At 72.8% G+C, this 22353-nt stretch carries 20 protein-coding genes; 7 read left to right on the top strand and 13 right to left on the bottom strand.

Annotated features, from left to right (window positions below):
- Positions 1–358: 358 nt before the first annotated feature.
- The 3 genes from ACTWQE_RS09620 to ACTWQE_RS09610 form a co-directional block, all read right to left on the bottom strand.
- Positions 359–1513, bottom strand: coding sequence for a glycerate kinase (locus ACTWQE_RS09620; RefSeq protein WP_443328428.1), 1155 nt, complete (start codon positions 1511–1513; stop codon positions 359–361).
- A gap of 124 nt (positions 1514–1637) precedes the next feature.
- Positions 1638–2315, bottom strand: coding sequence for a LuxR C-terminal-related transcriptional regulator (locus tag ACTWQE_RS09615; RefSeq protein ID WP_443328427.1), 678 nt, complete (start codon positions 2313–2315; stop codon positions 1638–1640).
- Between the two features lie 176 nt (positions 2316–2491).
- The gene (locus ACTWQE_RS09610) at positions 2492–3823 is read right to left on the bottom strand and encodes a cation:dicarboxylate symporter family transporter (protein ID WP_443328426.1); all 1332 of its coding nucleotides are present in this window, start codon (positions 3821–3823) and stop codon (positions 2492–2494) included.
- Between the two features lie 225 nt (positions 3824–4048).
- On the opposite strand from ACTWQE_RS09610, the gene ACTWQE_RS09605 reads away from it, so the two are divergent.
- From ACTWQE_RS09605 to ACTWQE_RS09590, 4 genes are all read left to right on the top strand, one after another.
- Complete coding sequence (locus tag ACTWQE_RS09605) at positions 4049–4753, top strand: response regulator transcription factor (protein ID WP_443328425.1); 705 nt, start codon at positions 4049–4051, stop codon at positions 4751–4753.
- A gap of 13 nt (positions 4754–4766) precedes the next feature.
- Positions 4767–6203 carry a sensor histidine kinase gene (locus ACTWQE_RS09600; protein WP_443328424.1) on the top strand — a complete coding sequence of 479 codons (1437 nt, stop codon included), beginning with the start codon at positions 4767–4769 and terminating at the stop codon, positions 6201–6203.
- Positions 6204–6329: 126 nt separating this feature from the next.
- Entirely contained in the window at positions 6330–6974 is a 645-nt protein-coding gene (locus ACTWQE_RS09595) for a response regulator transcription factor (RefSeq protein WP_443328423.1), read from the top strand.
- Positions 6975–7029: 55 nt separating this feature from the next.
- Positions 7030–8391, top strand: a complete 1362-nt coding sequence (locus tag ACTWQE_RS09590; protein ID WP_443328422.1) for an MFS transporter — start codon at positions 7030–7032, stop codon at positions 8389–8391.
- Here the strand turns inward: ACTWQE_RS09590 and ACTWQE_RS09585 are convergent.
- Positions 8308–9591 carry a M16 family metallopeptidase gene (locus ACTWQE_RS09585; protein ID WP_443328421.1) on the bottom strand — a complete coding sequence of 428 codons (1284 nt, stop codon included), beginning with the start codon at positions 9589–9591 and terminating at the stop codon, positions 8308–8310. The genes ACTWQE_RS09590 and ACTWQE_RS09585 overlap by 84 nt on opposite strands.
- Positions 9588–10952, bottom strand: coding sequence for a M16 family metallopeptidase (locus ACTWQE_RS09580; RefSeq protein WP_443328420.1), 1365 nt, complete (start codon positions 10950–10952; stop codon positions 9588–9590). The genes ACTWQE_RS09585 and ACTWQE_RS09580 overlap by 4 nt, the downstream gene beginning before the upstream one ends.
- Positions 10953–11351: 399 nt before the next feature.
- Here ACTWQE_RS09580 and ACTWQE_RS09575 point away from each other — a divergent pair, with 399 nt between their 5' ends.
- Positions 11352–11939, top strand: a complete 588-nt coding sequence (locus ACTWQE_RS09575) for an O-methyltransferase (RefSeq protein WP_443328419.1) — start codon at positions 11352–11354, stop codon at positions 11937–11939.
- Positions 11940–12021: 82 nt separating this feature from the next.
- On the opposite strand, the gene ACTWQE_RS09570 is transcribed toward ACTWQE_RS09575, so the two are convergent.
- The 3 genes from ACTWQE_RS09570 to ACTWQE_RS09560 all read right to left on the bottom strand — a co-directional run bounded on the left by ACTWQE_RS09570 (position 12022) and on the right by ACTWQE_RS09560 (position 13553).
- Entirely contained in the window at positions 12022–12753 is a 732-nt protein-coding gene (locus tag ACTWQE_RS09570) for a hypothetical protein (RefSeq protein ID WP_443328418.1), read from the bottom strand.
- Positions 12754–12830: 77 nt separating this feature from the next.
- A complete protein-coding gene (locus ACTWQE_RS09565) occupies positions 12831–12962 on the bottom strand; it encodes a hypothetical protein (protein ID WP_443328417.1) in 132 nt (43 codons plus the stop codon).
- Between the two features lie 252 nt (positions 12963–13214).
- The gene (locus tag ACTWQE_RS09560) at positions 13215–13553 is read right to left on the bottom strand and encodes a glycosyltransferase (RefSeq protein ID WP_443328416.1); all 339 of its coding nucleotides are present in this window, start codon (positions 13551–13553) and stop codon (positions 13215–13217) included.
- Between the two features lie 123 nt (positions 13554–13676).
- Here ACTWQE_RS09560 and ACTWQE_RS09555 point away from each other — a divergent pair, with 123 nt between their 5' ends.
- The gene (locus tag ACTWQE_RS09555; RefSeq protein ID WP_443328415.1) at positions 13677–14423 is read left to right on the top strand and encodes an SIR2 family NAD-dependent protein deacylase; all 747 of its coding nucleotides are present in this window, start codon (positions 13677–13679) and stop codon (positions 14421–14423) included.
- Here the strand turns inward: ACTWQE_RS09555 and ACTWQE_RS09550 are convergent.
- The 5 genes from ACTWQE_RS09550 to ACTWQE_RS09530 all read right to left on the bottom strand — a co-directional run bounded on the left by ACTWQE_RS09550 (position 14420) and on the right by ACTWQE_RS09530 (position 20949).
- Positions 14420–14911, bottom strand: a complete 492-nt coding sequence (locus tag ACTWQE_RS09550) for a methylated-DNA--[protein]-cysteine S-methyltransferase (RefSeq protein WP_443328414.1) — start codon at positions 14909–14911, stop codon at positions 14420–14422. The two genes, ACTWQE_RS09555 and ACTWQE_RS09550, sit on opposite strands and share 4 nt — an antisense overlap.
- A 139-nt stretch (positions 14912–15050) precedes the next feature.
- Positions 15051–16523, bottom strand: coding sequence for an AlkA N-terminal domain-containing protein (locus ACTWQE_RS09545; RefSeq protein WP_443328413.1), 1473 nt, complete (start codon positions 16521–16523; stop codon positions 15051–15053).
- A gap of 123 nt (positions 16524–16646) precedes the next feature.
- Positions 16647–18068, bottom strand: a complete 1422-nt coding sequence (locus ACTWQE_RS09540; RefSeq protein WP_443328412.1) for a phytoene desaturase family protein — start codon at positions 18066–18068, stop codon at positions 16647–16649.
- A 101-nt stretch (positions 18069–18169) separates the two neighbouring features.
- Positions 18170–19069 carry an inositol monophosphatase family protein gene (locus ACTWQE_RS09535; protein WP_443328411.1) on the bottom strand — a complete coding sequence of 300 codons (900 nt, stop codon included), beginning with the start codon at positions 19067–19069 and terminating at the stop codon, positions 18170–18172.
- 68 nt (positions 19070–19137) lie between these two features.
- Entirely contained in the window at positions 19138–20949 is a 1812-nt protein-coding gene (locus tag ACTWQE_RS09530) for a gamma-glutamyltransferase family protein (RefSeq protein ID WP_443328410.1), read from the bottom strand.
- A gap of 297 nt (positions 20950–21246) precedes the next feature.
- Here ACTWQE_RS09530 and ACTWQE_RS09525 point away from each other — a divergent pair, with 297 nt between their 5' ends.
- The gene (locus ACTWQE_RS09525; RefSeq protein WP_443328409.1) at positions 21247–22350 is read left to right on the top strand and encodes an ADP-ribosylglycohydrolase family protein; all 1104 of its coding nucleotides are present in this window, start codon (positions 21247–21249) and stop codon (positions 22348–22350) included.
- The last annotated feature ends 3 nt before the right edge of the window (positions 22351–22353 follow it).

The raw sequence follows: 22353 nt of genomic DNA, 5'->3' as shown, positions 1-22353 counted from the left end.
GGGGCCCTCGGCCGTTGTGGTGCGCACGAGCACAGCGTCGGCGGCTTCCGCCGGATTCGTGAAAAGGCCCCGCCATTCGCCTGGCGCGGGACACGGCAGGACTTTTTCACCCGCCTGTTATTTCTCCTTCTGCGCGATATCCATTTCAGCTCGCCGAAGGGTGGAATTCGCGTTTTTCCCAGCGTATTCTGCCCGCTCCCCCGTATTCTCGGACCGATCGCGCGGTAAACAGACATCATTCGCCGAGTCGGACCTTATTCTGCGTAGTTCCCGGTCGTCTCCCGGCAGTCCCCCCGTAGTCCCCCGTCGTCACCGAAGCCGTCCGCATGGCCGCAGTCGTGCGGCCACGCGGACGCGCTCAGCGGATGACGTCACGTGCGATGTTCTGCGCCGTCCGCTCGAGGAGCGGGCCCGCCTCGGCGATACAGCGCGCGGTGTCCGGCTCGAGCTCGGTGAGGGCGTACGCACGGGCGATCCCGGCCTCGCGCAGGGCCGCCTCCGTGAGCGCGAGACGCCCGCAGACCGCGATGACCCCGATGCCCCGGGCGCGGGCCGCGGCGGCCACGCCCGCGGGGGCCTTGCCGTGCAACGTCTGCTCGTCGAGGGCCCCCTCGCCGGTGATCACCAGATCGGCGTGCTCCAGGGCGGGTCCGAAGCCCAGGACCTCGAGCATGATCTCGATGCCCGGTCGGAAGCTCGCGCCGAGGCCGATCAGCGCCCCGTAACCGATTCCGCCCGCGGCGCCCGCTCCCGGTGCGCGGGCGTACTCGGCGGCCGGGGGGCCGATCGCCTTCTCGAGGACCTCGGCGTAGTGGAGGAGCGCCGCGTCCAGGGTCGCCACGTCGTCCTCGCCCGCGCCCTTCTGCGGGCCGTAGACCGCCGCCGCGCCCTGCGGGCCGGTCAGCGGGTTGTCCACATCGCCGGCCAGGATGACGCGGGTCTCGGCGATTCGGGGGTCGAGGGTGGTGAGGTCGGCGCTCACCAGCTCGCGGAGCGGGCCACCGCCGAGGGGCACCGGGTCCCCGTCGATGTCGAGGAGGCGCGCCCCGAGGGCGGCGAGCATGCCCGCTCCGCCATCGGTCGTCGCGCTGCCGCCGACGCCGAAGACGATGGTTCGCGCGCCCGCGTCGAGGGCCGCGCGCAGCAGCTCGCCGGTGCCGTACGTGGTCGCCGTCAGGGGTGCGAACACGCCGCGGGGAAGGTGCCGCAGGCCGGAGGCCTCGGCCATTTCCACCACCGCGGTGCCGTCGCGCAGGGCGAACGCCGCCGTGACGGGCGCTCCGAGCGGCCCGGTGACCTCTGCCTCACGCCGCTCGAATCCGGCGGCGACCGCGGCGTCGACCGTGCCGTCGCCACCGTCGGCGACCGGCAGTGACTCCACGCGCACGCCCGGGGCCGCCCGGCGCAGGCCCGCCGTGAGGTGCTCGGCGACTTGTACGGCCGTGAGCGAGCCCTTGAACTTGTCCGCGGCGATCAGCACACGCCCCGTCTCGGATACTGCTGCGTCCGCCACCTTGCCAACCCCTTGCTGTCGAACAGGCAGTCGCGCCGGCTGCGACCCTACCCATACGAAGGGGCCGCTGTCAGTCCGCGGAGACCCGCCCGACCTGCTCCGACGTGCGGGAACGCACCCCGCGTCAACGGTGTGGGGTGCCCAGCCAGCCGAGGCGGGCCGCGCGTACCCCGGCCTCGAACCGGCTGCGCGCGTCGAGCTCGCTCATGATCCGGGCCACGGTGCGCCCCACCGTCCGCTCGGACACGTCGAGTTTGTGGGCGATCTGCTGGTCGGTGAGGCCGCCGGCGAGCATCCGCAGAATGTCCTGGCACTGTCCGACGCCGGGCGCCCGGTCCTCGCCGACCACCGGTGCCGACCCTTCCCACAGGCCCTGGAAGAGGTAGTGCAGCATGTTCGCGGTCTCCGGACACCGGGACACGGAGACGGCGCCGGTCTCCGGGCTGACCAGCGAGGTGTGGCAGTCGACCAGCGCGACCGTGACCGGCACGTCCGTCGCGGTGCGCACCTGGATCCGGGTGTGGCTCTGCCACCGTACGGACGCGGCGACGGCCGGGTCGGTCAGCAGCCGCTCGTCCCACAGCACATGGACCCGGACCCAGCGCTGCAGCAGTCCGCCCAGGACCTCCGCCTCGTAGCGGATCTCCTCCGGCCGTACGGCGCACCGCGACCGCATCAGGAGCACGTCGTGGCGGGCCGAGGAGAGCACGGCGGCGAAGTGCGGGGCCGGACGCCTGAGCGGCCGGACCGTGCGGACCTGTTGTTCACGCGTCATCCGTGGTGGAGCCGAGGCGATGGCCATGACGTGTCTCCTGTTCCATGTGATGAGGGAAACAGCGGGGTCGTAGGCCGACAGGGGGACAGCGGTGGTGGGTGGCCGGGCGTGGAGCGGGCGGTGCCGGGGAAGCGCCGGCGTCGGGCCGGGTGCTCCTGCGGACGTCGAGCCACGGGAGCGAGGTCGTTCCGGGATCGTCACGGTCAGTCGGAGACGCGGATGTCGACGACCGCCGGGTCGTCCTCGGGGAGGTCGGGGTCTGCGGGGCGTTGGGCCGACAGGGCGTTGCGGAGCCGTACGTGGTCGAGCCGGCCCATCCAGTTGGTGATGACCAGCGTGGCCACGGTGTTGCCGATGAGGTTGGTGACCGCGCGGGCCTCGGACATGATGCGGTCGATGCCCACCAGGAGCGCCACCCCGGCCAGCGGGACCGAGTGGGCGACCGAGACCGTGGCGACCAGGGTGAGCAGCCCGGACCCCGTCACGCCCACGGCGCTCTTGGAGGTGAGCATGGAGACGGCGAGGAAGAGCAGCTGGTCCCCGAGGGAGAGACCGCTGCCCGTCGCGGCCGCCACGTACAGGGCCGCCATCGTCAGATAGAGACAGGTGCCGATCAGATGCAATGAGTACCCGCCCGCGAGCAGCGGTGCGCTGGTCGCCCGCGGGGCTCCCGCCAGTTCGAGTTTGCGCAGGACCCGCGGGAAGACCGGCTCGGAGGACGACGTACCGACGACCACCAGGAGTTCGTGCCGCAGAAAGCGCAGCAGCCGCAGCAGGGAGAAGCCGTTGACCCGGGCGAGCAGTCCGAGCCCGGCGAAGACGACCACCGCGCAGGTGGCGTAGAAGGCGAGCACCAGGTACAGCAGTCCGCGCATCGGGACGATCCCGAAGCGGCTGACCGTGAAGGCGATACCGCCGAACGCGGCCAGGGGCGCTCCGGCGGCCACGATCCGGACGGCGCAGAACAGGACGTGGCCCAGCCGCTCGACCAGGTCCAGCACGGGGGCTCCCCGCTGCCCGGACATGACCAGGGCCGCGCCGAACAGGACGGCGACCATCAGCACATGGAGGGCGTTACCGCTGGTGAAGGCCGAGACGAAGGTGTGCGGAACGAGCCAGCTGAGGCTGGTCGGTGCGCCCAGGCTCTCCGCCTCCTGTCGCAGCGGCGCCACATCCCTCCAGCTGGGGTGCGGACCGCCGCCGTGCTGCAGGGGGAGCAGCCCCAGCAGATTGCCGACGACCAGTCCGGTGACGAGCGCGAGGGTGGTCACCGCCTCGAAGTAGAACAGTGCTCTCAGCGACAGTCCGCCGAGCCGGTGGGTGCCGCCGATGGTGGCGATGCCACCGACCACCGTGGTGAAGACGATGGGGGCGATGAGCAGGGTCATCAGGGAGATGAACGCGTCCGCGAGAAAGCGCATCCGTACGGCGTACTCGGGTGCCACGGCCCCGAAGAGGAAGCCGGCCACCAGTGCGCCCAGGACCCAGACGGTCAGCGATCGGTGGAACCGACGGCCGCGATGCGTCGTCGCCACGCCGGCCCCTTCTGTCCGTGCGGTACGGGGTGTTACCGCGGCCGATGCTAGGGACGTGGTGCGAAGACAACGCTCGGACAACTCCAGGAGAGTGTGAGACAAATGTAAGATCTCCGCTCGCGACACCTGAAACGCGCAATATGGTTAAAGATGTGGGCGGGAACCGACCAGATCCACCACGTCCCGTCAGATCCTCTTCATCTTCACTATGCGTGCGGGGGCGGCATGAAGGCTCTGATAGTCGAGGACGATCCCGAAGTGGTCGGGGCGCTGGCGGAAGGCCTCCAGCAGCACGGATGGGATGTGGCCCATGTGTCCACGGGAGCCTCGGCCCTGCGGGCGCCGGACGCCTTCGACATCGTGCTCCTCGATCTCAATCTCCCCGACATGGACGGGCTGGAGGTGTGCCAGAGCCTGCGCAGTGCGACCAGCGTGCCGATCATCGCCGTCACGGCGCGCTCGGACGAGTTCGACAAGGTGCTGTGTCTGCGGCTCGGCGCGGACGACTACATCGTCAAGCCCTACCGTCTGCAGGAGTTACTGGCGCGGATGGCGGCGGTGCGCAGACGCGTCGGGACACGTCCCGCCGAGGCGGCGGAACGCCCCGAGCAGGACAACGCCGGGCACATCATCGACCACGGCCGCCTCACCATCGACCAGTTGGAGCGCACGGTGCTCCTCGACGGCTCCCCCGTCGGCCTGACCCGCAAGGAGTTCGAGCTGCTCGTCCTGCTCGCCGGGGCGCCGCGCCGGGTCTTCACCCGGGCGCATCTGCTGGAGTCCGTGTGGTCCCATCGGTGGATCGGCCCGTCACGGACCCTGGACTCCCATGTCGCGGCGCTGCGGCGCAAGTTGGGGGACGGGCGCTGGATCAAGACGGCGCGCGGGGTCGGTTTCAGCTTCGAGACCCAGCCGTCGTCCTCCGGCTGAGGCCGGGGCCCCCATGCGTCTGACGTATGTGACCGTCCTCTGCGTTCTCACCAGTACCGTACTGGCCGCACTGCTCGCCCCCTTGGGGTATCTGTACGCGCGCGCCGCGGGCCGGGAGGCGACGGGCCGGCTGACGGCCGCCGCCGCCTCGGTGGCGCCGCGGGTGTCCGAGGCCGTGAACGCGGAGGCGCCGCCGGACTCCCTCGGCCGGCTGCTCACCACCCTCTCCCGCGAGCGGCACATGGAGTTCTCCGTCCTTCTGCCCGACGGCAGGGTCGCGAGCTCCTCGGCCGACCCGGCCGCTGCCGGACGGGCCCTGCGCCGGCCGGACCCGGCCCGCACCGGTACGGAACTCCATGTGGCGCCGGTGCCGCTGGTGCCCGCCGGCGGCTCCTGCCTCGCCGTACGGACCGCCCTGCCGGCCGGTGGCCGGGGCCGCCCCGCGACCCTGCTGGTGCGCCGGCCGGCCGACGAGCTGCGCGGGCGGGTCCTCACCGTCTGGGCCGCCCTGGTGGCGCTCCTTCCCGTCGGCCTGCTCTGCTGCCTGCTTCCGCTCCTGGTGCTGCGGCGCCGGTCCCTGGAGTCCGTGCGCCATCTCGGGGCGACGCTGCGGGCCCTGTCCGAGGGCGCCTACCACGCGCGGGCGGAGTCCGGGCGTCATGGCCACCACCTCGACGAACTGGCCATGGACGTCAACCAGCTGGCCGGCACGGTCCAGGCCGCCATGGAGGAGTACCGGGCCTTTCTCGCCGATGTCGCCCACCAGCTGCGCAATCCGATGATCGCGCTGCGTCTGCGGATCGAGAACCTCGGCCCGTATCTGCCGGACTCGGCCGCGGAACGGCGCACCCGGCTGCTCGCCGACGTCGACCGCCTGGACCGCACGCTCACGGACATGCTGGACCATGCGCGGCAGGTGCCGGCGGACCGCAACACCCGGGTCGTCGATGTGTGCGGCGTCGTCGAGGAGTGCGTACGGGGCTGGGCGACGGTCGCGGAACAGCGCGCCGTCCAGCTCCGGCTGAGCCGGCCCCGCCACGCATGGGCGCTGGCCCGCCCCGGCGCGGTCGAGCAGGCGCTGAACGTTCTGCTGGACAACGCCCTCAAGCACTCACCGGAGGGCAGCGCCGTACGCCTGTCCATCACCGCGTCCGGCGCCCGGCTGCGGATCGACGTACGGGACGAGGGGCCCGGGCTGCCGCACGCCGACCGCGAGGCGGCCCTGGAGCGGGGCTGGCGCAGCGGCCCGGCGGCCAGCAGCGGCATCGGGCTGTCCATCGCCGCGAAGCTGATCGAGTCCTCGGGCGGACGGCTGGAGCTGCGGGCCCATGAGTCCGCCGGACTGAGCGCGGTGATCCACCTCGCCGGCGCGGTACCGGAGTACGGCGGGCGGCCCGCAGCGGAAGGGGCCCCTTCGGAACTGTCCGGTACCGGAGCCGAGCGGGCGTGAAAGGGACAACACGATGAACTCCTGGCCGCTCGAGGGGTTTCGGGTGCGAGCATCGGAGCCGGATTGCGGACGGCCAGTCGATCCCATGGTGCGATCCACCGGACTCCACCGGAAGAGGTCTTCTCAATGTCCATCGCCACCCCCCAGGACCGGCGCCTGACGGGCCCGGCCGAATTCACCTGTACGGCCCGTGAGTTCATCGAAGCGGCCGACGGGGATCTGATCTGCTACTGGAACTGCCTCCCCCGGGAGGACCCGCTGCCCGCGGTGCTCCGCGACGGCGGCACACCGCTGTGGGACCGGGCCGGCCGGGTGCGGATCATCTACCCCACGGGGGCGCTGGACGTCCCCCGTGTCGCCGCCGACGCCGCATGGCAGCAGCAGCGGGGCGCCCAGGTGGGCCTCAGCTCGGGCCTGCCGCCGGGGGCCATGCTGCTGACGGCGGCGGGCGCGATCGTCACCACCCGGCCGGAGGGCAGCGACTACGCGGTGATCCGGGACCCCGCTGTGCTGCGGGCGCTGGACGCGCTGGCCGAACTGCTGTGGCAGCGCAGCGACATCGTGCGGGCAGAGCCCGAGCGGCTGCCGACCGAGGCCGAGCGGCAGCTGCTGCGCATGCTGGTGGAGGGCCTGACCGACCAGGCCGTGGCACGCAGGCTGGGCATGTCGGACCGCACGGTACGGCGTGTGGTGGCCCAGTTGATGGAACGTCTGAGCGCGGTGAGCCGCTTCGAGGCGGGTGTACGCGCGGTCGAACGCGGCTGGATCTGAATCGACGTGCGGTACGACCGGGACGCGTGCCCGGTCCGGTGGGGAGGGCGACGCGGTGGGTGAGAGCGGAAGACGCGGAAAGAGTCGGGGGCTGCTGCGGGCCGTGGTGGTGGACACGACCGCGTTCCGGGTGTCCCGGGACTACCGGCTGCTGCTGAGCGGCGGGGTGATCAGCCGGATCGGTTCGCAGATGACGCTCGTCGCGCTGCCGCTCCAGATGTACCGGTTCACCGGCTCTCCCTGGCAGGTCGGCCTGCTCGGGCTGGCGGAGTTCCTCCCCTTCGCGCTGCTGTCGCTCTTCGGCGGCGTCATCTCCGACCGCGGCGACCGCCGCCATGTGCTGATCGGCTCACAGACGGCCATGGCCTTGATCATCGGGACGCTGGCCGTGACGAGCGGGACCGGTACGGCCGGCCCGGTGCTGCTCTATGCGCTGGCGGCCGCGACCGGGGCGGCGTCCGCCTTCGACGCGCCCGTACGCCAGGCGCTGTTGGTTCAGGTGGTGCCCAAGGAGTACCTGCGGTCGGCGGTGTCCCTCTCCTACGGCATCGTGCAGGCGACCGTGGTCCTCGGTCCTGCGCTCGGCGGGTTCATGGTGGCGTGGTTCGGCTTCACCGCCGTGTACGCGCTGGATGCCGTCACCTTCGCCGCGCTCATCGTCACGGTGGCCATGGTCCGCCACCGGGCGCCCGCCGCCCCGCCGTCGGGCCGGCCGTCGGTGCTGAGCTCCCTGGCGGAGAGCTTCCGCTTCGTACGGCGGGAGCGGGCGGTGCTGGGCAGCTTCGGCATCGACCTGGTCGCCATGACCTTCGGTATGCCCCGGGCGCTGTTCCCCGTCCTGGCCCTGCACGTGTACCACGTCGGGCCGGAGGGCACCGGTCTGATGCTCTCCGCCGTGTCCTTCGGGGCGCTGGCCGCCGCGCTCACCACGGGATGGCTGGGGCGGGTCCGCCGGCTCGGCCGGGTGGTCGTCCTCGCCGTCCTCGTCTGGGGCGCGGCCATCGCGCTGGCCGGGACGATGACCGGTTTCGTGGCGGCTCTGGTGTGTCTGGCCGTCGCGGGCGCGGCCGACAGCGTCAGCGCGGTGTGCCGTTCGACCGTCGTGCAGACCGTCACCACCGATGAGATGCGGGGCCGGATGTCCGCGATGTACATCCTGGTGGTCGGCAGCGGCCCGTATCTCGGTGACATGGAGGCGGGCGCGGTCGGTTCGCTGTACTCACCGCGGGTCTCGGTCAGCTCGGGTGGGCTGATCTCCATGGTGGGAGCCGTACTGATCGCCGTCGCCTGTCCGCAGCTGTACCGGTTCGACAGCGATGACTACCCCACGCGCTCAGCTGACGCCGCCGAGGTCCCAGCCGGCACCGCCGAGGGGCGGCAGCCCTCCGCCACCGATCCGGTCGAGATCGCCGACTAGCGCGGTGTGCCAGCTGCCCTGCGCCAACTCCCGTGCGACCCGGTCGAGTTCCTCACCGTCCACATCGGCCAGCAGCCGCACGTCCCGGTCGACCGCCTCCCAGTCCCGGCCGAGGCCCAGTTCCTGGGAGAGCAGTCCGGCGAGGTCGCTCTGCCCGCCGCGCGACATCATGAGCGCGGTGGCGGCGAATCCGCCGGCGGCGGTCCGCTCGGCGTCGGTGACCCGGTCCGCCATTCCACGGGTCACCTCGTCGAGGAGCGTGAGGGCCGGCGCCGTCACCGGCAACCCGACGTCGGCGATGACCCGGAGGTCCGCCCGGCGCAGCCGGCGGACGAGCCGGCTGCGCGCGATATAGGCGTAGCCGTTCTCCTCGCGCAGGGAACGGGCGAGACGGGAGGAGGGCTGTCCGCCGAACACCAGGTCGCAGACGCGCCAGGCGGCCAGGCCGCCGTCGTCCGGCGGAAGGACCAGGACGCGCCGCAGGGTGGTCTGGGTGGCGCCGGGGCGGTGCAGGGCGACGTTGCGGGGGCCGCTGGGGGCAGGGGGCAGAGCACGGTCCGGCAGCGACGGCCCGCCCACCCCGGCGAGGAACCGCTCCACGAGTGCGACCGCGGTCCGCGGGTCGATGTCGCCGACGACCGCGGCGCTCGCGCCCGTCACCGTGATCCCCGCGCAGACCGCGCGTACCTCCTCCGGCTCCAGCGCCGACAGCAGCGCCGGACCGGGCCATTCATAGGCGTACGCCGAGGTGGCGCCGTAGGCCGAGCGCAACGCCACGGCCGTCGCGAGCACGTCGGGGTCGTCCTCGCTCGCCCGGCTCGCCGCCGCCAGCTCCCGGGTCACCGACCGTACGGCCGCCTCGTCCGCGGCCCGTCCCGCCAGGGCGGCTCCGATCTCCCGGAGCAGCGTGGCGAGTGCCGCCGCGGGCGCCGTGGCGGCGACGCACAGATGGTCCTGGTCCGCGGCGGCCACCAGATAGCCGCCGTGGCGGACCAGTGCGCGGCCGGTGGGCGCCGTGTGCCCGAACAGCACCTCGGCCGCCACCTCGGCCGCGGCCACCGCGCGGGGGCCCGGCATGGGCATCGGCAGCCGCAGCCGCACCTCGACGAGGGGCACCGTGCTCAGCCGTACCGCCGTCGCGGCGATTCCGCCGACCTGCGCGGTGTACAGGTCCGGCGGACGGGTGGGTGTGACGGTCATGAGCGGTGACCCCCCTCTTCGGCCTTTCCCGGCTCTTCCGGTGCTCCCGGCTCTACGACGAGCACGGCGGGCTCGGTGGCGAGGATCCGGGCAGCGCACCGGCGGACGTCGTCGGCCTCGATACCGGAGGCCAGTGCGGGGTGGGCGAACAGCCCGCCGGAGGAGCCGCGCAGCACTCCGTGGGCGGCAAGTGCCCTGGCCTGGCCCGTACTTCCCTCCAGGCTCCGCCAGTACGCGATGAGCGAGAACAGAGCGGTGCCCGCGAGGCTGTCGTCGTCGACCCCGGCGGCGAGTTCGCCCACCGCCTCCTTCACCAGCGCGACGGCCCGGTCCGGGTCGGCTCCCCGGGCCAGATGGGCCTCGGCGACGAGCAGCATGGGGCTGCGGCACTGCAGCGGGTCGTTGAAGCCGACATAGCAGGAGGTCATCCGGGCGACGCCGGTGTCCAGGACGAGACGGGCGTGCAGCCGGCTCTCGCTGCCCCCGCCGAGCATGTCGGCCAGCAGCATGGCCGCCGCGTGCTCGCGGGCGGCGGTCTCGGCGGGGGGAGCGGGCCAGCCGATGGCGACGGCCGGAGAGGTCACGAACGGGTCGGTGCCGGTGTACCGCCCCGGCAGGAACTCGGCCGGGGCGAGGGCCGGGTGGGGCGGCAGCGGCCGCCGGCTCGCCGGCCAGACCCGGAGCATGAGGTCGCGTACCGTCGCGGGGTCGGTGTCGCCGACCACGGCGACCGTCAGCCGCCGGGGATGGTAGAAGCGGTCGAAGAACGACCGGGCGGACTCGGCGGTCGCGACGGCGAGCGACTCGGCGGTGCCGTAGCCGTTGTGGCGGTTGGCGTGGTCGCCGAAGGCGACAGCGGGCAGCCTGGCCCAGGGGAAGCCGCCGAGCGGCTGGTTGTCCACGTTGGAGGCGATCTCCTCCAGGACGATCTCCCGTTGCCGTGCCACGGCCCCGGGGGTGATCAGGGGCCGCAGAAAGCGGTCCGCCTCGTCCCGCAGGGCCTCCTCCAGCGCGTGGTGCGGCAGTTCCTGCCAGTAGAGGGTGTGGTCGAGATGCGTGGAGGCGTTGGTGGTCCCCCCGCGCCGATGGACCTGGTGGACGAAGCCGCCGTCCTCGGCCCCGCTGCGGAACATCAGGTGTTCCAGCAGATGGGCGAGTCCCTCCTCCCCCGGTGCCTCGGTACGGAAGCCCGCGGGAGCGCCCACGGCCACGCCGATGACACCGGACGCCGGGCGGGGCGACACCAGGAGCCGGGGCCTGCCGGGGAGGTCCCATTCGGTCACGGGGACCCGGTGCGAGGCGAGGGAGTCCAGCAGCGCGCGGCGGTCGGAGCGTACCGCCGTGCCATGGGGAACGGTCATCCGTCCTGACCTCCTGTCCGTGCATCCGACCGGCACCTGGCGGACGTCAGATCGACTGAATGAGACATATACGGCTGCCCGTCGCTCGTGCTAGTGCTGTGACCGGGACTGTTTGCCGGGAAGCTCGCGGCGTCCGGTGCGGTGCATCGCACGGCGGTGGGGGAGATCGCCCTCGTACTGGGGTCCCCCATGCCGAAGGCCAGGGGAGTACCCGGGTGACTCCGACAACGCAGCGTGGGGGCACTCCCCCAGCCTTCGGCCGGGGGGACCCCCACCCAGCGATAGCTGGGGGAGTGCCGTGCCGGGCGCCGGGAGCCGGTGAACCGTCCCGGTCGCAGCACGAGGTGTGACCGAGCAGGACATCGACACCCGAGAACGACAAGCCCGACGGGAGCCTTCGTGGACCACCAATTGGCGGCATATCTGGACACCCTCTACCAGGAGGGGCGCACACACGACGGACCGCTGGCCGACCGGCTGCTGCGCCTGCGCAATATGACCCCGGCGGCCGCGGGGTTCATCGCCCTGCTGATCCGCACACAGCGGAGCCGGAGCGTGCTCGAGATCGGCACCTCCAACGGCTACTCCGCCATCTGGTTCGCCGATGCGGTACGGGACACCGGCGGCAGGCTGACCACCGTCGAGACCGACAAGACCCGAGTCGAGTCGGCGCTGCGCAATCTTCAGCGCGCCGGTGTGGCGGCCCAGGTGGAGGTGGTGCACGGCGACGGCGGCGATGTCCTGACGCACGCCCCGGACGCCTCGGTCGATCTCGTCGTCCTGGACGCCGAGCGGCCCGCGTACGCGGACTACTGGCCGGAGCTGCGCCGGGTACTGACACCCCACGGTGTCGTGGCGGTCGACAACGCCGTGAGCCACCGTGCTCAACTCACCGAATTTCATGGACTACTGACGCAGACGCAGGAGTTCGCCGTGCATCTGCAGGAGGTGGGCGACGGGGTGCTCACAGCGGTCAGGACACGCTGACGCGGCACCTGGCGCCGGGCCCCCGGAACGCGAGCCCGGGGGCCGGACGTGCCGCCCGGATCGCGGGCCGGGCGGCAGCCGATCACTCCGGGTCCAGGGCGAAGCTGTAGTTGTCCGCGAGGTACTTGGCCATGCCGGCGATGTCCTGCCAGGTCTCGCGGTTGGTGTGGGCGAAGCAGCCGTCGAGGGTCTCCTTCAGAGAGGGGTCCTCACGCAGCCAGCCGTCGATCGCCTCGCCCGTGTACACCACATGGTTGATCTCGTCGACCATGATGTGCTCGATGACCGGGATCATCTTTTCGGCGATGTCCTGCCGGGACATTTCACGGAGTGCGTCCAGGTAGTACCGGAGCACCGTCCAGGAGCGGATTTCGATGGAGTGCACGCGGCATATGAAGGCGCGCAGCTCATCATCGAAATCCATGACCATACCGACTTGTTCCTCGCCGTCCGCGAGATCCACTTCGACGGTCTGGTAGCCGGTCAGTTGCACCATGTTCAGAAAGAGCCTGCTGTGCTTCAGCTCCTCACCGACATGCCGGTGCATCTTCTTGGCGAGTTCGGGGTCCGCGTATTTCTCCGCGATGATCTGGATGCGCGCCGCGCCCTTTGCCTCGTCAATTCCGTTCTGGACCAGGTTCCAGGCGATCATCCGAGGGCTGTCGAAGAGCGTCCGCGTGATGCCGTACATGGCCGGCACCTGGTACGAGAGCTGGTGGTTGAGAGCCGTCGTCATCGACTCGACGTAGAGCTCGCCCAGCTCGATTTCACGTTCCTTGTAGAGATTCTTGAGGTCGGCCAAGACGTCGTACATGCCGGGCTCCTCCTTCTTCGATGATGAGGTCGGCAGGAGGGGAGGCGCCTCATACGGCGCCTCCCGTCCTTCAATGCTTACTTCTTCTCGCTCGGCTTGGCGAAAGCGGAGTTGGCGCGCACCAGGCGCGGCGGCTCCTGGCCCGGGGCGGAGAGCTTCTTGCCGATAACCGCCTCGAGCTTGCTGTTGAGCTGCTGCGTGGAAGCCATGTCGAATCACCTCCCTCGTTTTTCGTCCTGGTGAGAATCCTTCGCGCCACCGGGCGGGCATGTCAACGTATGAAGGGGAGTTGGCCGGGTTATGACGTGGCCGTCGGAAAGCGGCCATTTCTCTTCCCCGGACGTACGGGTCGGCTGACGGTATGTTGACTGACGGTATTCGTGCCTGTTCCGACGAATCCCGGAAAGGAGGTGTCCGCACTGCACGCGTCCCCGTACGCCCCGACAGCACTGCCCAGCCGCTCAGTCCGCCTCGGTGCCCCGGCCGTCGACGAGCGCGGCGAGCCGCGGTACGACCTCGTGCGGTGCCGGCATCGACAGGATCTCCCGTCGCAGCGTCCGCGCACTCTCCCGGTGATCCGTGCGCTCCAGCAGTGCTGCGCTCTCCCGCCGTACCGCCTCGGGTGTCACCTCTCCGGGGGCGAGGTGCCGTCCGGCTCCCGCCCGTACACACCCCTCGGCCACCCGGAATCCGTCGGCCGCCTGCGGCAGGAGCAGCGAGGGGATGCCGTGTTCGAGCGCGGCCAGGGTGGTGCCCGCGCCGGCGTGGCTGATCACGAGGTCGCAGTGCGGCAACAACACCTCGTGCGGGACGGACGGCGGCGCTGGTGATGGGCTCGGCCGCTGTGGTGGCGGGGCCCGCGCTGCGCCGGGTGGTCCGTTAGCCCTCCGCCGCCGCCCGGTACATCACGTACCCTCGCGGGCATGAGCAACGGCGCGCGCCCCCTCATAGCGGTGCTGAGCGGTGCGGGGATCTCCACCGACTCCGGGATTCCCGACTACCGCGGTCCGAACGGACTGTGGCGGCGGGACCCGGAGGCCGAGAAGCTCGTGACCTACGCGTACTACATGGCCGACCCCGAGATCCGGCGCCGCTCCTGGCGGATGCGCCGGGACAGCGCGGCGCTGCGGGCCCGGCCGAACGCCGCGCACCACGCCGTCGCCGATCTGGAGCGCTCGGGCGTGCCGGTGCGGGTGATCACCCAGAACGTGGACGGGCTCCATCAGCTCGCGGGGATGCCGGCACGCAAGGTCCTCGAACTGCACGGCACCGCGCGGGTGGTGCAGTGCACCGGCTGCGCGGTGCGGTCGGAGATGGCCGAGGCGCTGGAGCGGGTCGCGGCGGGCGAGGAGGACCCGCTCTGCCGTGCGTGCGGCGGGATCCTGAAGTCGGCGACCGTGATGTTCGGTGAGCGGCTGGACCCCGAGGTGCTGGGCCGGGCGCTGTCCGTCGCCAAGGCGTGCGACATCTTCATCGCCGTCGGTACGAGCCTCCAGGTGCAGCCCGCCGCCTCCCTGGCGGGCACCGCGGCGCAGCACGGCGCGCGGCTGATCATCGTGAACGCCGAGCCGACGCCGTACGACGGGCAGGCCGACGAGGTGGTGCGCGAGCCGATCGGCACCGCGCTGCCCGCCCTGCTGGCCCGGCTGACCGCGGACGACCGAGGCTAGAACACACCCCCGACGCCGGATTCGAGGTCCAGGAGGCGGCGTTTGCGGTCGAGTCCGCCTCCGTAGCCGGTGAGGCTGCCGCCCGCGCCGACGACCCGGTGACAGGGCACGATGATCCCGATGGGATTCCTGCCGTTGGCCAGGCCCACGGCGCGCGAGGCGGACGGGTTCCCGAGGCGTTCGGCGAGCTGTCCGTAGGTGATCGTCGCGCCGTACGGGATGGCCCGCAGGGCCGACCAGACGCGCCGCTGGAACGGGGTGCCCTCCAGGTGGAGCGGCAGGGCGAAGTCGGTCAGCTCCCCGGCGAAATAGGCCTCCACCTGCTGGGCGGCCTCGGTGAACGGCGCCGCGTCCGGTGTGCCGAAGGTGTCCTCGGCCGGCCGGTGCCGCTGCTCGGTCATGTAGAGGCCGGAGAGCACTCCGTCGGTGGCGACGAGGGTGAGCCGTCCGACGGGGCTTTCGACCACGGTGTGGCTGCGTTCGGGCATGGTGCTCCTCCAGTTCGTTCCGCGGTCACGACGCAGGCTGCCAGCCGCGGACACGCGGCGGACAGGGGGTCGACGGGGGTGGGCCCCGACCACGGTGTGGCTGCGCTCGGGCATGGTCCTCCTCCACTCCGCGCCGCTGTCACGCGGCGGGCAGACGGTTGATGGGGTGGTCATCGGTGGCCCACAGGTACTGGACTGCGTACGCCCGCCAGGGCCGCCAGGCGCCGGCCGCCGCTGTGAGGGCGGCGGGAGTCGCCGGCAGGCCCGACGCACGGGCGGCGCGGCGCAGACCGAGGTCCGTGGGCAGAAAGGCGTCGGGGTCGCCGAGGGCGCGCATCGCGATCGTCTCGACGGTCCAGGGCCCGACGCCCGGAAGGGTGGTGAGCAGGGCACGGGCCTCCTCCCAGTCGCTGCCCGCGCCGAGGGTGATATCGCCCGCGGCGAGGGCCCGGACGAGTGCGATGAGGGTGGCGCGGCGGGTGCGGGGCAGGGCCAACTGCCCGGGGTCGAGCGCGGCCAGTGCCTCCGGCTCCGGGAAGAGATGGGTGAGGCCGCCCTCGGGGTCCTCGACGGACTCCCCGAACGCCAGGACCAGACGCCCGGCGTGGGTGCGGGCGGCCGCGGTGGACACCTGCTGGCCCAGGACGGCCCGTACGGCGAACTCCGCGGCGTCGGCCGTGCTCGGCACCCGGCGCCCGGGGGCCTTGTCGACCAGCGGCGCGAGCACCGGGTCCGTACGGAGCAGATCGTCGACGGCGACCGGATCGGCGTCCAGGTCGAGCAGCCGGCGACTACGGCTGATGGCGACGGTGAGATCGCGCAGATCCGTGAGGGCGAGCCGGCAGGCGATGTGTCCGGGCCCGGGGCGCAGGGTGACCACGCCCCGGCCGTACGGCAGCCGCAGGGTGCGCCGGTACGCGCCGTCGCGCCACTCCTCGACGCCCGGCACGGCGGTGGCGGCGAGGTGCCCGAAGAGGTTGTCGGGGCAGAGCGGCGCCCGGTAGGGCAGCCGGAGGGACAGCGCGCCCGTGGTGGCCGCGGGACGACTGCGGGCGGCGCGGCGGCGCAGCTCGGACGGGGAGAGGGCGAAGACCTCGCGCACCGTGTCGTTGAAGGTGCGGATGCTGGCGAATCCGGCCGCGAAGGCGACGTCCGCCATGGGGAGCGCGCTGGTCTCGATGAGCAGCCGGGCGGTCTGCGCACGCTGGGCGCGGGCCAGGGCCAGCGGGCCGGCGCCCAGTTCGGCGAGGAGCTGCCGCTCCACCTGGCGGGTGCTGTAGCCCAGGCGTGCGGCGAGCCCGGGCACGCCGTCGCGGTCGACACAGCCGTCGGCGATCAGCCGCATTGCGCGGGCGACCAGATCGGCGCGCTCGTTCCACTGCGGGGAGCCGGGGCTGGCGTCGGGCCGGCAGCGCTTGCAGGCCCGGAAACCGGCGTGCTGAGCGGCGGCCGCGCTCGGATAGAAGCGCATGTTCTCGGCCCTGGGCGGGACGACCGGGCAGCTCGGTCGGCAGTAGATCCCCGTGGTCAGGACCGCGGTGAAGAACCAGCCGTCGAACCGGGCGTCCTTGGACCGGACGGCGCGTACGCACCTGTCGGTGTCGGTGTGCATGGCTCAAGCATCCGGGGAGAAGGACCGCCGGGCTGGCGAGAATCCGACATCGACGTCGTGCTGTCCGCCGCTCCGCGGTGCCCCTGGCGTCCGGCGTCCGGCGACCGGTCCGCCTGAGCCCCGTCAGCGCCGCGGCGAGCGCAGCCTGCGCCAGACCTCCCGCGCCGCGTTGTGCCCGCACATGCCGTGCACACCGCCGCCCGGCGGGGTCGCCGAGGAGCACAGGAAGACGGCCGGGTGCGCGGTGGCGTACGGGACGCGGGCGAGCTTGGGCCGCAGCACCGCCTGGAGGCCGTCGAACGCCCCGCAGCCGATGTCGCCGCCCACATAGTTGGCGTTGCGGGCGGCCATCTCCGGCGGCCCGGCGACGGCACGGGCGAGCACCAGGTCCCGGAAGCCGGGGGCGTAGCGCTCCAGCTGCCGCTCGATGGCCTCCGTGGCGTCGCCGCGCCAGCCGTTGGGCACATGGCCGTACGCCCAGAGGGTGTGCTTGCCCTCGGGAGCACGGGTCGGGTCGATGACCGTGGGCTGGGCGGTGATCAGGAACGGGACCCGCGGCGCCAGGCCGCGGACGGCCCGGTCCAGCGCGGCGCCGATCTCCCGGGCGGAGGAGCCGACATGGACGGTCCCGGCCCGGCGGGCCTCCTTCGCCGTCCAGGGCACCGGTCCGGACAGCGCATAGTCGATCTTGAAGGCACCGGGCCCGTAACGGAAGCCGCGATAGGCGTTGCCGAGGCCGGCGATCCTGGCCAGGGCGGTGGGCGAGGTGTCGAAGACATAGGCGCGTGCGGGCGGCAGATCGTCCAGACGCTTGACGGTCGTGCCGGTGTGGATCGTGCCGCCCAGGGAGCGCAGATAGGCGGCCAGCGCGTCGGAGACGGCCTGGGAGCCACCGCGCGCCACGGGCCAGCCCCGCGCATGGGCGGCGAGCGCGAACATCACGGCCAGGCCTCCCGTGGTGAGACCTCCCAGCGGCGCTATGGCGTGCGCGGCGAGCCCGGCGAACAGGGCGCGTGCCCTCTCCTCGCGGAAGCGGCGGTTCAGCACAGTGACCGGCTGCGGCCCGAGGACGGCGAAGCGGGCGAAGCGCAACGGGTCACGGGGCAGCCCGAGCCACGCGGGCCGCAGGAAGTCCGCCGCCAGGCTGTCCCAGTGGCCGGTGAACGGGGCGACGAGGCGGCGGTACGCGCCGGCGTCGCGGCTGCCGAGAGAGGCGGCGGTCTCCCCGACGGAGTGGGCCAGGACGGCGGCCGTGCCGTCCGGGAAGGGATGGGCCATCGGCAGCTCGGGGTGCAGCCACTCCAGGCCGAAGCGGCCCAGCGGCATCGCGTTGAAGGCGGGCGAGCCCGCCCCGAAGGGGTGCACGGCGGAGCAGGGGTCGTGCCGGAAGCCGGGCAGGGTCAGCTCCTCCGTGCGGGCGCCGCCCCCGACGGTGTCCTCGGCCTCGAACAGCGCCACCGCCATGCCCCGGCGGGCGAGTTCGACAGCGGCGGTCAGCCCGTTGGGCCCGGCCCCCACCACGACCACATCGAGCATCGACGCCACCGCAGGACTCCTTCGTCGGACGGCCGGATCCCGATGCCCCGCTCGGCTGTTCGGGCTGTGCCCAGGATAGGCGGCACGCGGACCGCCCATCCGGCCGACCGCTACGCGAGCGGTGCACCGCCGGGATCGCCGCCGGGATCGCCGCCGCGTTCGCTGCCGAGGTCGGAGCCCTTCAGAAGGCCGAGGACCCGCCGTGCCGTCGCCTCGTCCCGGGCGGCGGTGAACGGCAGGGCGTTCCCTCCGGCCAGCCGGAACGGTTCGCCCGCGACCGTGCCGCTCGCTCCACCCGCCTCGGCGACCAGCAACAGGCCCGCGGCGTGGTCCCAGGGGTTCTCCCAGCCGAAGGCGACAGCCCCGAGGGCGCCCTGGGCCACCTGCAGATACTCCAGGCCCGCCGAGCCGCAGGGCCGCGGCGCGACTCCGGTGACCACCAGTCTGGCGAACGCCGTGTCCTCCTCCAGGGAGGTGAAGTCCGGGTGCGAGGTGGCGATCTCGAGGAGGGCGTCCGGGTCCGGACTGCCGCAGTGCAGCGGCTCGCCGTTCAGCTGCGCTCCCCCGCCCCGCACCGCGACCGCCATCAGGTCGAGCGCCGGGCCGTACGTCCAGGAGGCCAGCAGCTCGCCCCGGTGGGCCAGCGCGACGAGCGTGGCGAATCCCGGGTCGCCGTGTACGAACTGCCGGGTGCCGTCGACGGGGTCGACGATCCACACCGGGGCGTCCCCGCGCAGCGCGTCGAGGATGCCCGGATCGGCGTGGACGGCCTCCTCACCGACCACCACCGAGCCGGGCAGCAGCGCGGTGAGCGAGGCGGTGAGGTGTTCCTCGGCGAGCCGGTCGGCGACCGTCACCAGATCATGCGGGCCGTTCTTCTCGACGATCTCGTGGGCGGCGAGCTGCCGGAATCTCGGCAGGACCTCGGCGGCGGCCGCCTTGCGCACCGCTTCCTCGACAGCGGACAGGTTCTGGGCCGCGCCGGGCCCGGTGGCGAAATCATCGATCATTTCTCCATCGAACCACGCACCGCCGACATCCCTGCTGTCGCCCGGATGGCTGTCCGGTGACCTCCGGGTCAACGCCCGACCGCGTACCCCTGCATGCCCCGCGGGTCGGCGCCCCCGGACAGCACCCCGCTCCCGGGGTCCCGGGCCACGGCACACAGCCGCCCCTCCGACCACGGGCCGCCGACCGTCACGTCATGGCCGCGCCGCCGGAGTCCGTCGATCACCTCGGCACCGATCCGCGACTCGACCGTGACGCCGCCCGGCCGCGACCGGCGGGGGTAGAACGACTCCGGGAAGCCCTCCTGGTGCCAGTTCGGCGCGTCGATGGCGCCCTGCAGGTCGAGTCCTCCGCGTACGCGCCCGCGCACCGCCACGGCCAGGAAGAAGTGCACCTGCCACTGGTCCTGCTGGTCGCCGCCGGGCGTGCCGAAGGCCATCACCGGGACCCCGCCGCGCAGCGCGAGCGAGGGCGTGAGGGTCGTACGGGGGCGGCGCCCGGGGGTGAGCGAGTTCGGCAGGCCCGGGTCGAGCCAGGTCATCTGCAGCCGGGTGCCGAGGGGGAAGCCCAGCGCCGGTACGACGGGGTTGGACTGGAGCCAGCCGCCGCTGGGAGTGGCGGCGACCATGTTGCCCCACCGGTCGACGATGTCGAGATGGCAGGTGTCGCCACGGGTCGCCCCGTCCCCGGACACGGTCGGCTCCCCCGCGCCGGGTATCGCGCCGCCCGCGCCGCCGGACGGGCGCCCGGCCGCCGCGCGGACGTGCGCGCCGAGGCGTGGTGTGCGGCCGTCGGGGCTGCCGGGGCGCAGCTCGTACGAGGCGTCCGGGCCGATCAGGGCGCGGCGCCCGGCGTTGTACGCGGCGGAGAGCAGCGTGCCGAGGGGTACGGTGCCGGGGCCGTCGGCGTCCCCGTACCAGGCCTCGCGGTCGGCCATCGCGAGCTTGCTGCCTTCGATGAGCCGGTGGACGTACTCGGGGCTGCCGTACCCCAGGTCATCCGGGTCGTCGGGGAGCAGGGCGAGCTGCTGGAGGAAGGCCGGGCCCTGCGACCAGCCGGCGGCTTTGCAGACGGTCCAGCCGTTCCAGTCGTGGGTGACGGGGTCCTCGTACGTCGCGGAGTGGGCGGCGAGGTCGTCGCCGGTGAGCGTGCCGGTGTGGCGCCTGCCCGAGGTGTCCAGGGTGGGGCGCGCGGCGGCTTCGGCCAGCGCCTCGGCGATGAAGCCCTCCCGCCACACGCGGCGTGCGGCGTCGATCCGGGTCTCGCGGCCGCCGCCCGCCGCCTCGGCCTCCGCGATCACGCGCCGCCAAGTGGCCGCGAGAGCCGGGTTCTTGAGGAGTGTCCCCACGGAGGGGGCCGTTCCGCCGGGGAGATAGAGGGCGGCGGAGGTGGTCCATTCCGTCGCGAACAGCTCACGCACGGCCTCCACGGTCCGGCCGACCCCTTCGACGGGCGGGTGGCCGTGCTCGGCGTAGCCGATGGCGTAGGACAGCACCTCGGCGAGGGGCTTGGTGCCGTGGTCGCGCAGCAGCAGCATCCATGCGTCGAACGCGCCGGGTACGGCGGCGGCGAGCGGGCCCGTACCGGGGACGAGGTCCAGTCCGAGTGAGGTGTAGTGGCCGATGGTCGCCCCGGCGGGCGCGGGGCCCTGCCCGCACAGCACCTGGACCGGCCCGCCGGCGGGCGCGAGAAGGACGGGCACCTCACCGGCGGGGCCGTTGAGGTGCGGCTCGACGACATGCAGCACAAACCCGGCGGCGACCGCCGCGTCGTAGGCGTTGCCGCCCCCCTCCAGCACCGCCATGGCGGACTGGGAGGCGAGCCAGTGGGTCGAGGAGACCATGCCGAACGTGCCCTGGAGGGTGGGCCGGGTGGTGAACAAGGTGGCGGTACTCCTCCTGCCATGCGGTCCCGCCGACTGCCGCGACGACGTCCTCTCGGCGACGGCCTCTCGACGACGGCCGGACGGATGCCTGCGGGGCTGCCTCCCGACGACGCCCTCGACGGCTGGCTGCGGTGCTGCCTCCCGACGACGGTGCCGCGACGACTCCCTGCGGGCAGCCTACGCAGGACGGATGCTGCCCGTCAGGCCCCTGGAGGCGCGGGCCGCGCCGACACGCCGCCGCGGGCCGCCGTCACCGACCGCGCTCCGCCGGGCATCCGGTAGTACACCGGAGACATGACTGCGCAACGCACCGCCGCCCTCGACGACCGCGTCCTCGGCGACCGCGTTCTCGGCGGCTGGCTCGGCCGGATCGCGGGCAACATGCTCGGCAAGCCCGTCGAGCGCGGCGACCACTGGACGCGGCAGCGCATCGACCGCTACCTGCGCCGCACGGACGCGCTCCCCCTCACCGACTACATCCCGCCACCGCCGCCCGGAAACACCCTCGCCCCCGGCGAGTTCGAGCTCCGCCCCGAGTGGCCGCAGTGCACACGCGGAAACATCCGCGGCAGCGCCCGCGACGACGACATCGACTACACGATCCTCGGCCTGCATCTGCTGGAGACCCACGGGTTCGGCTTCACCACCGAGCAGGTCGGAGAGATGTGGCTGCTCCGGCTTCCGTATCTGCAGACCTTCACCGCCGAACGCGCCACGTACCGCAATCTGGCGAACGGCCTCAGGCCGCCCGTGACCGCGACCGTCGACAACCCCTACCAGGAGTGGATCGGGGCACTCATCCGCGCCGACATCCACGGCTTCACCTCCCCCGGCGATCCACGGCGCGCCGCCTCTCTCGCCCGCCGCGACGCGGTCCTGTCGCACACGGGCAACGGCGTGTACGGCGCGATGTGGGCCGCCGCGCTCGTGGCCGCGGCCTTCACCGAGCCCACGCCGCGCGACGCCCTCGAAGCCTCGCTGTCGCAGATCCCGCCGCGCTGCCGGCTCGCCCGTACGATCCGCCGCACCGCCGCCCTGCACGAGGCGGGCGCCCCCTGGGAGGACGCACTCGACGAGCTGGACCGCGAGGTCGGTCACCTCCACTGGATCCACACCGTCCCCAACGCCGCCGTCCTCACGGCCGGACTCCTCTACGGCGAGGGCGACTTCACTGCCACCATCGCCCTCACCGTCCGCGGCGGCCTCGACACCGATTCGAGCGGTGCCACGGCCGGATCCGTCGCGGGCGTTCTCTGTGGAGCGTCCGCGATTCCTGCGCAGTGGACCGCACCGCTGGAGGACCGCGTGCGCACCGCGGTCTTCGGCTTCGACGGGGTGCGGATCAGCGAACTGGCGGAACGCACCTGTCGGCTGGCCGTGCACGGCGCCAAGGACTGACGA

Source organism: Streptomyces sp. 8N706 (genome assembly GCF_052245415.1).
Lineage (GTDB): Bacteria > Actinomycetota > Actinomycetes > Streptomycetales > Streptomycetaceae > Streptomyces.
The sequence above is the reverse complement of the archived record's forward strand: the minus strand, read 5'-3'. Positions and strand labels throughout refer to the sequence as shown.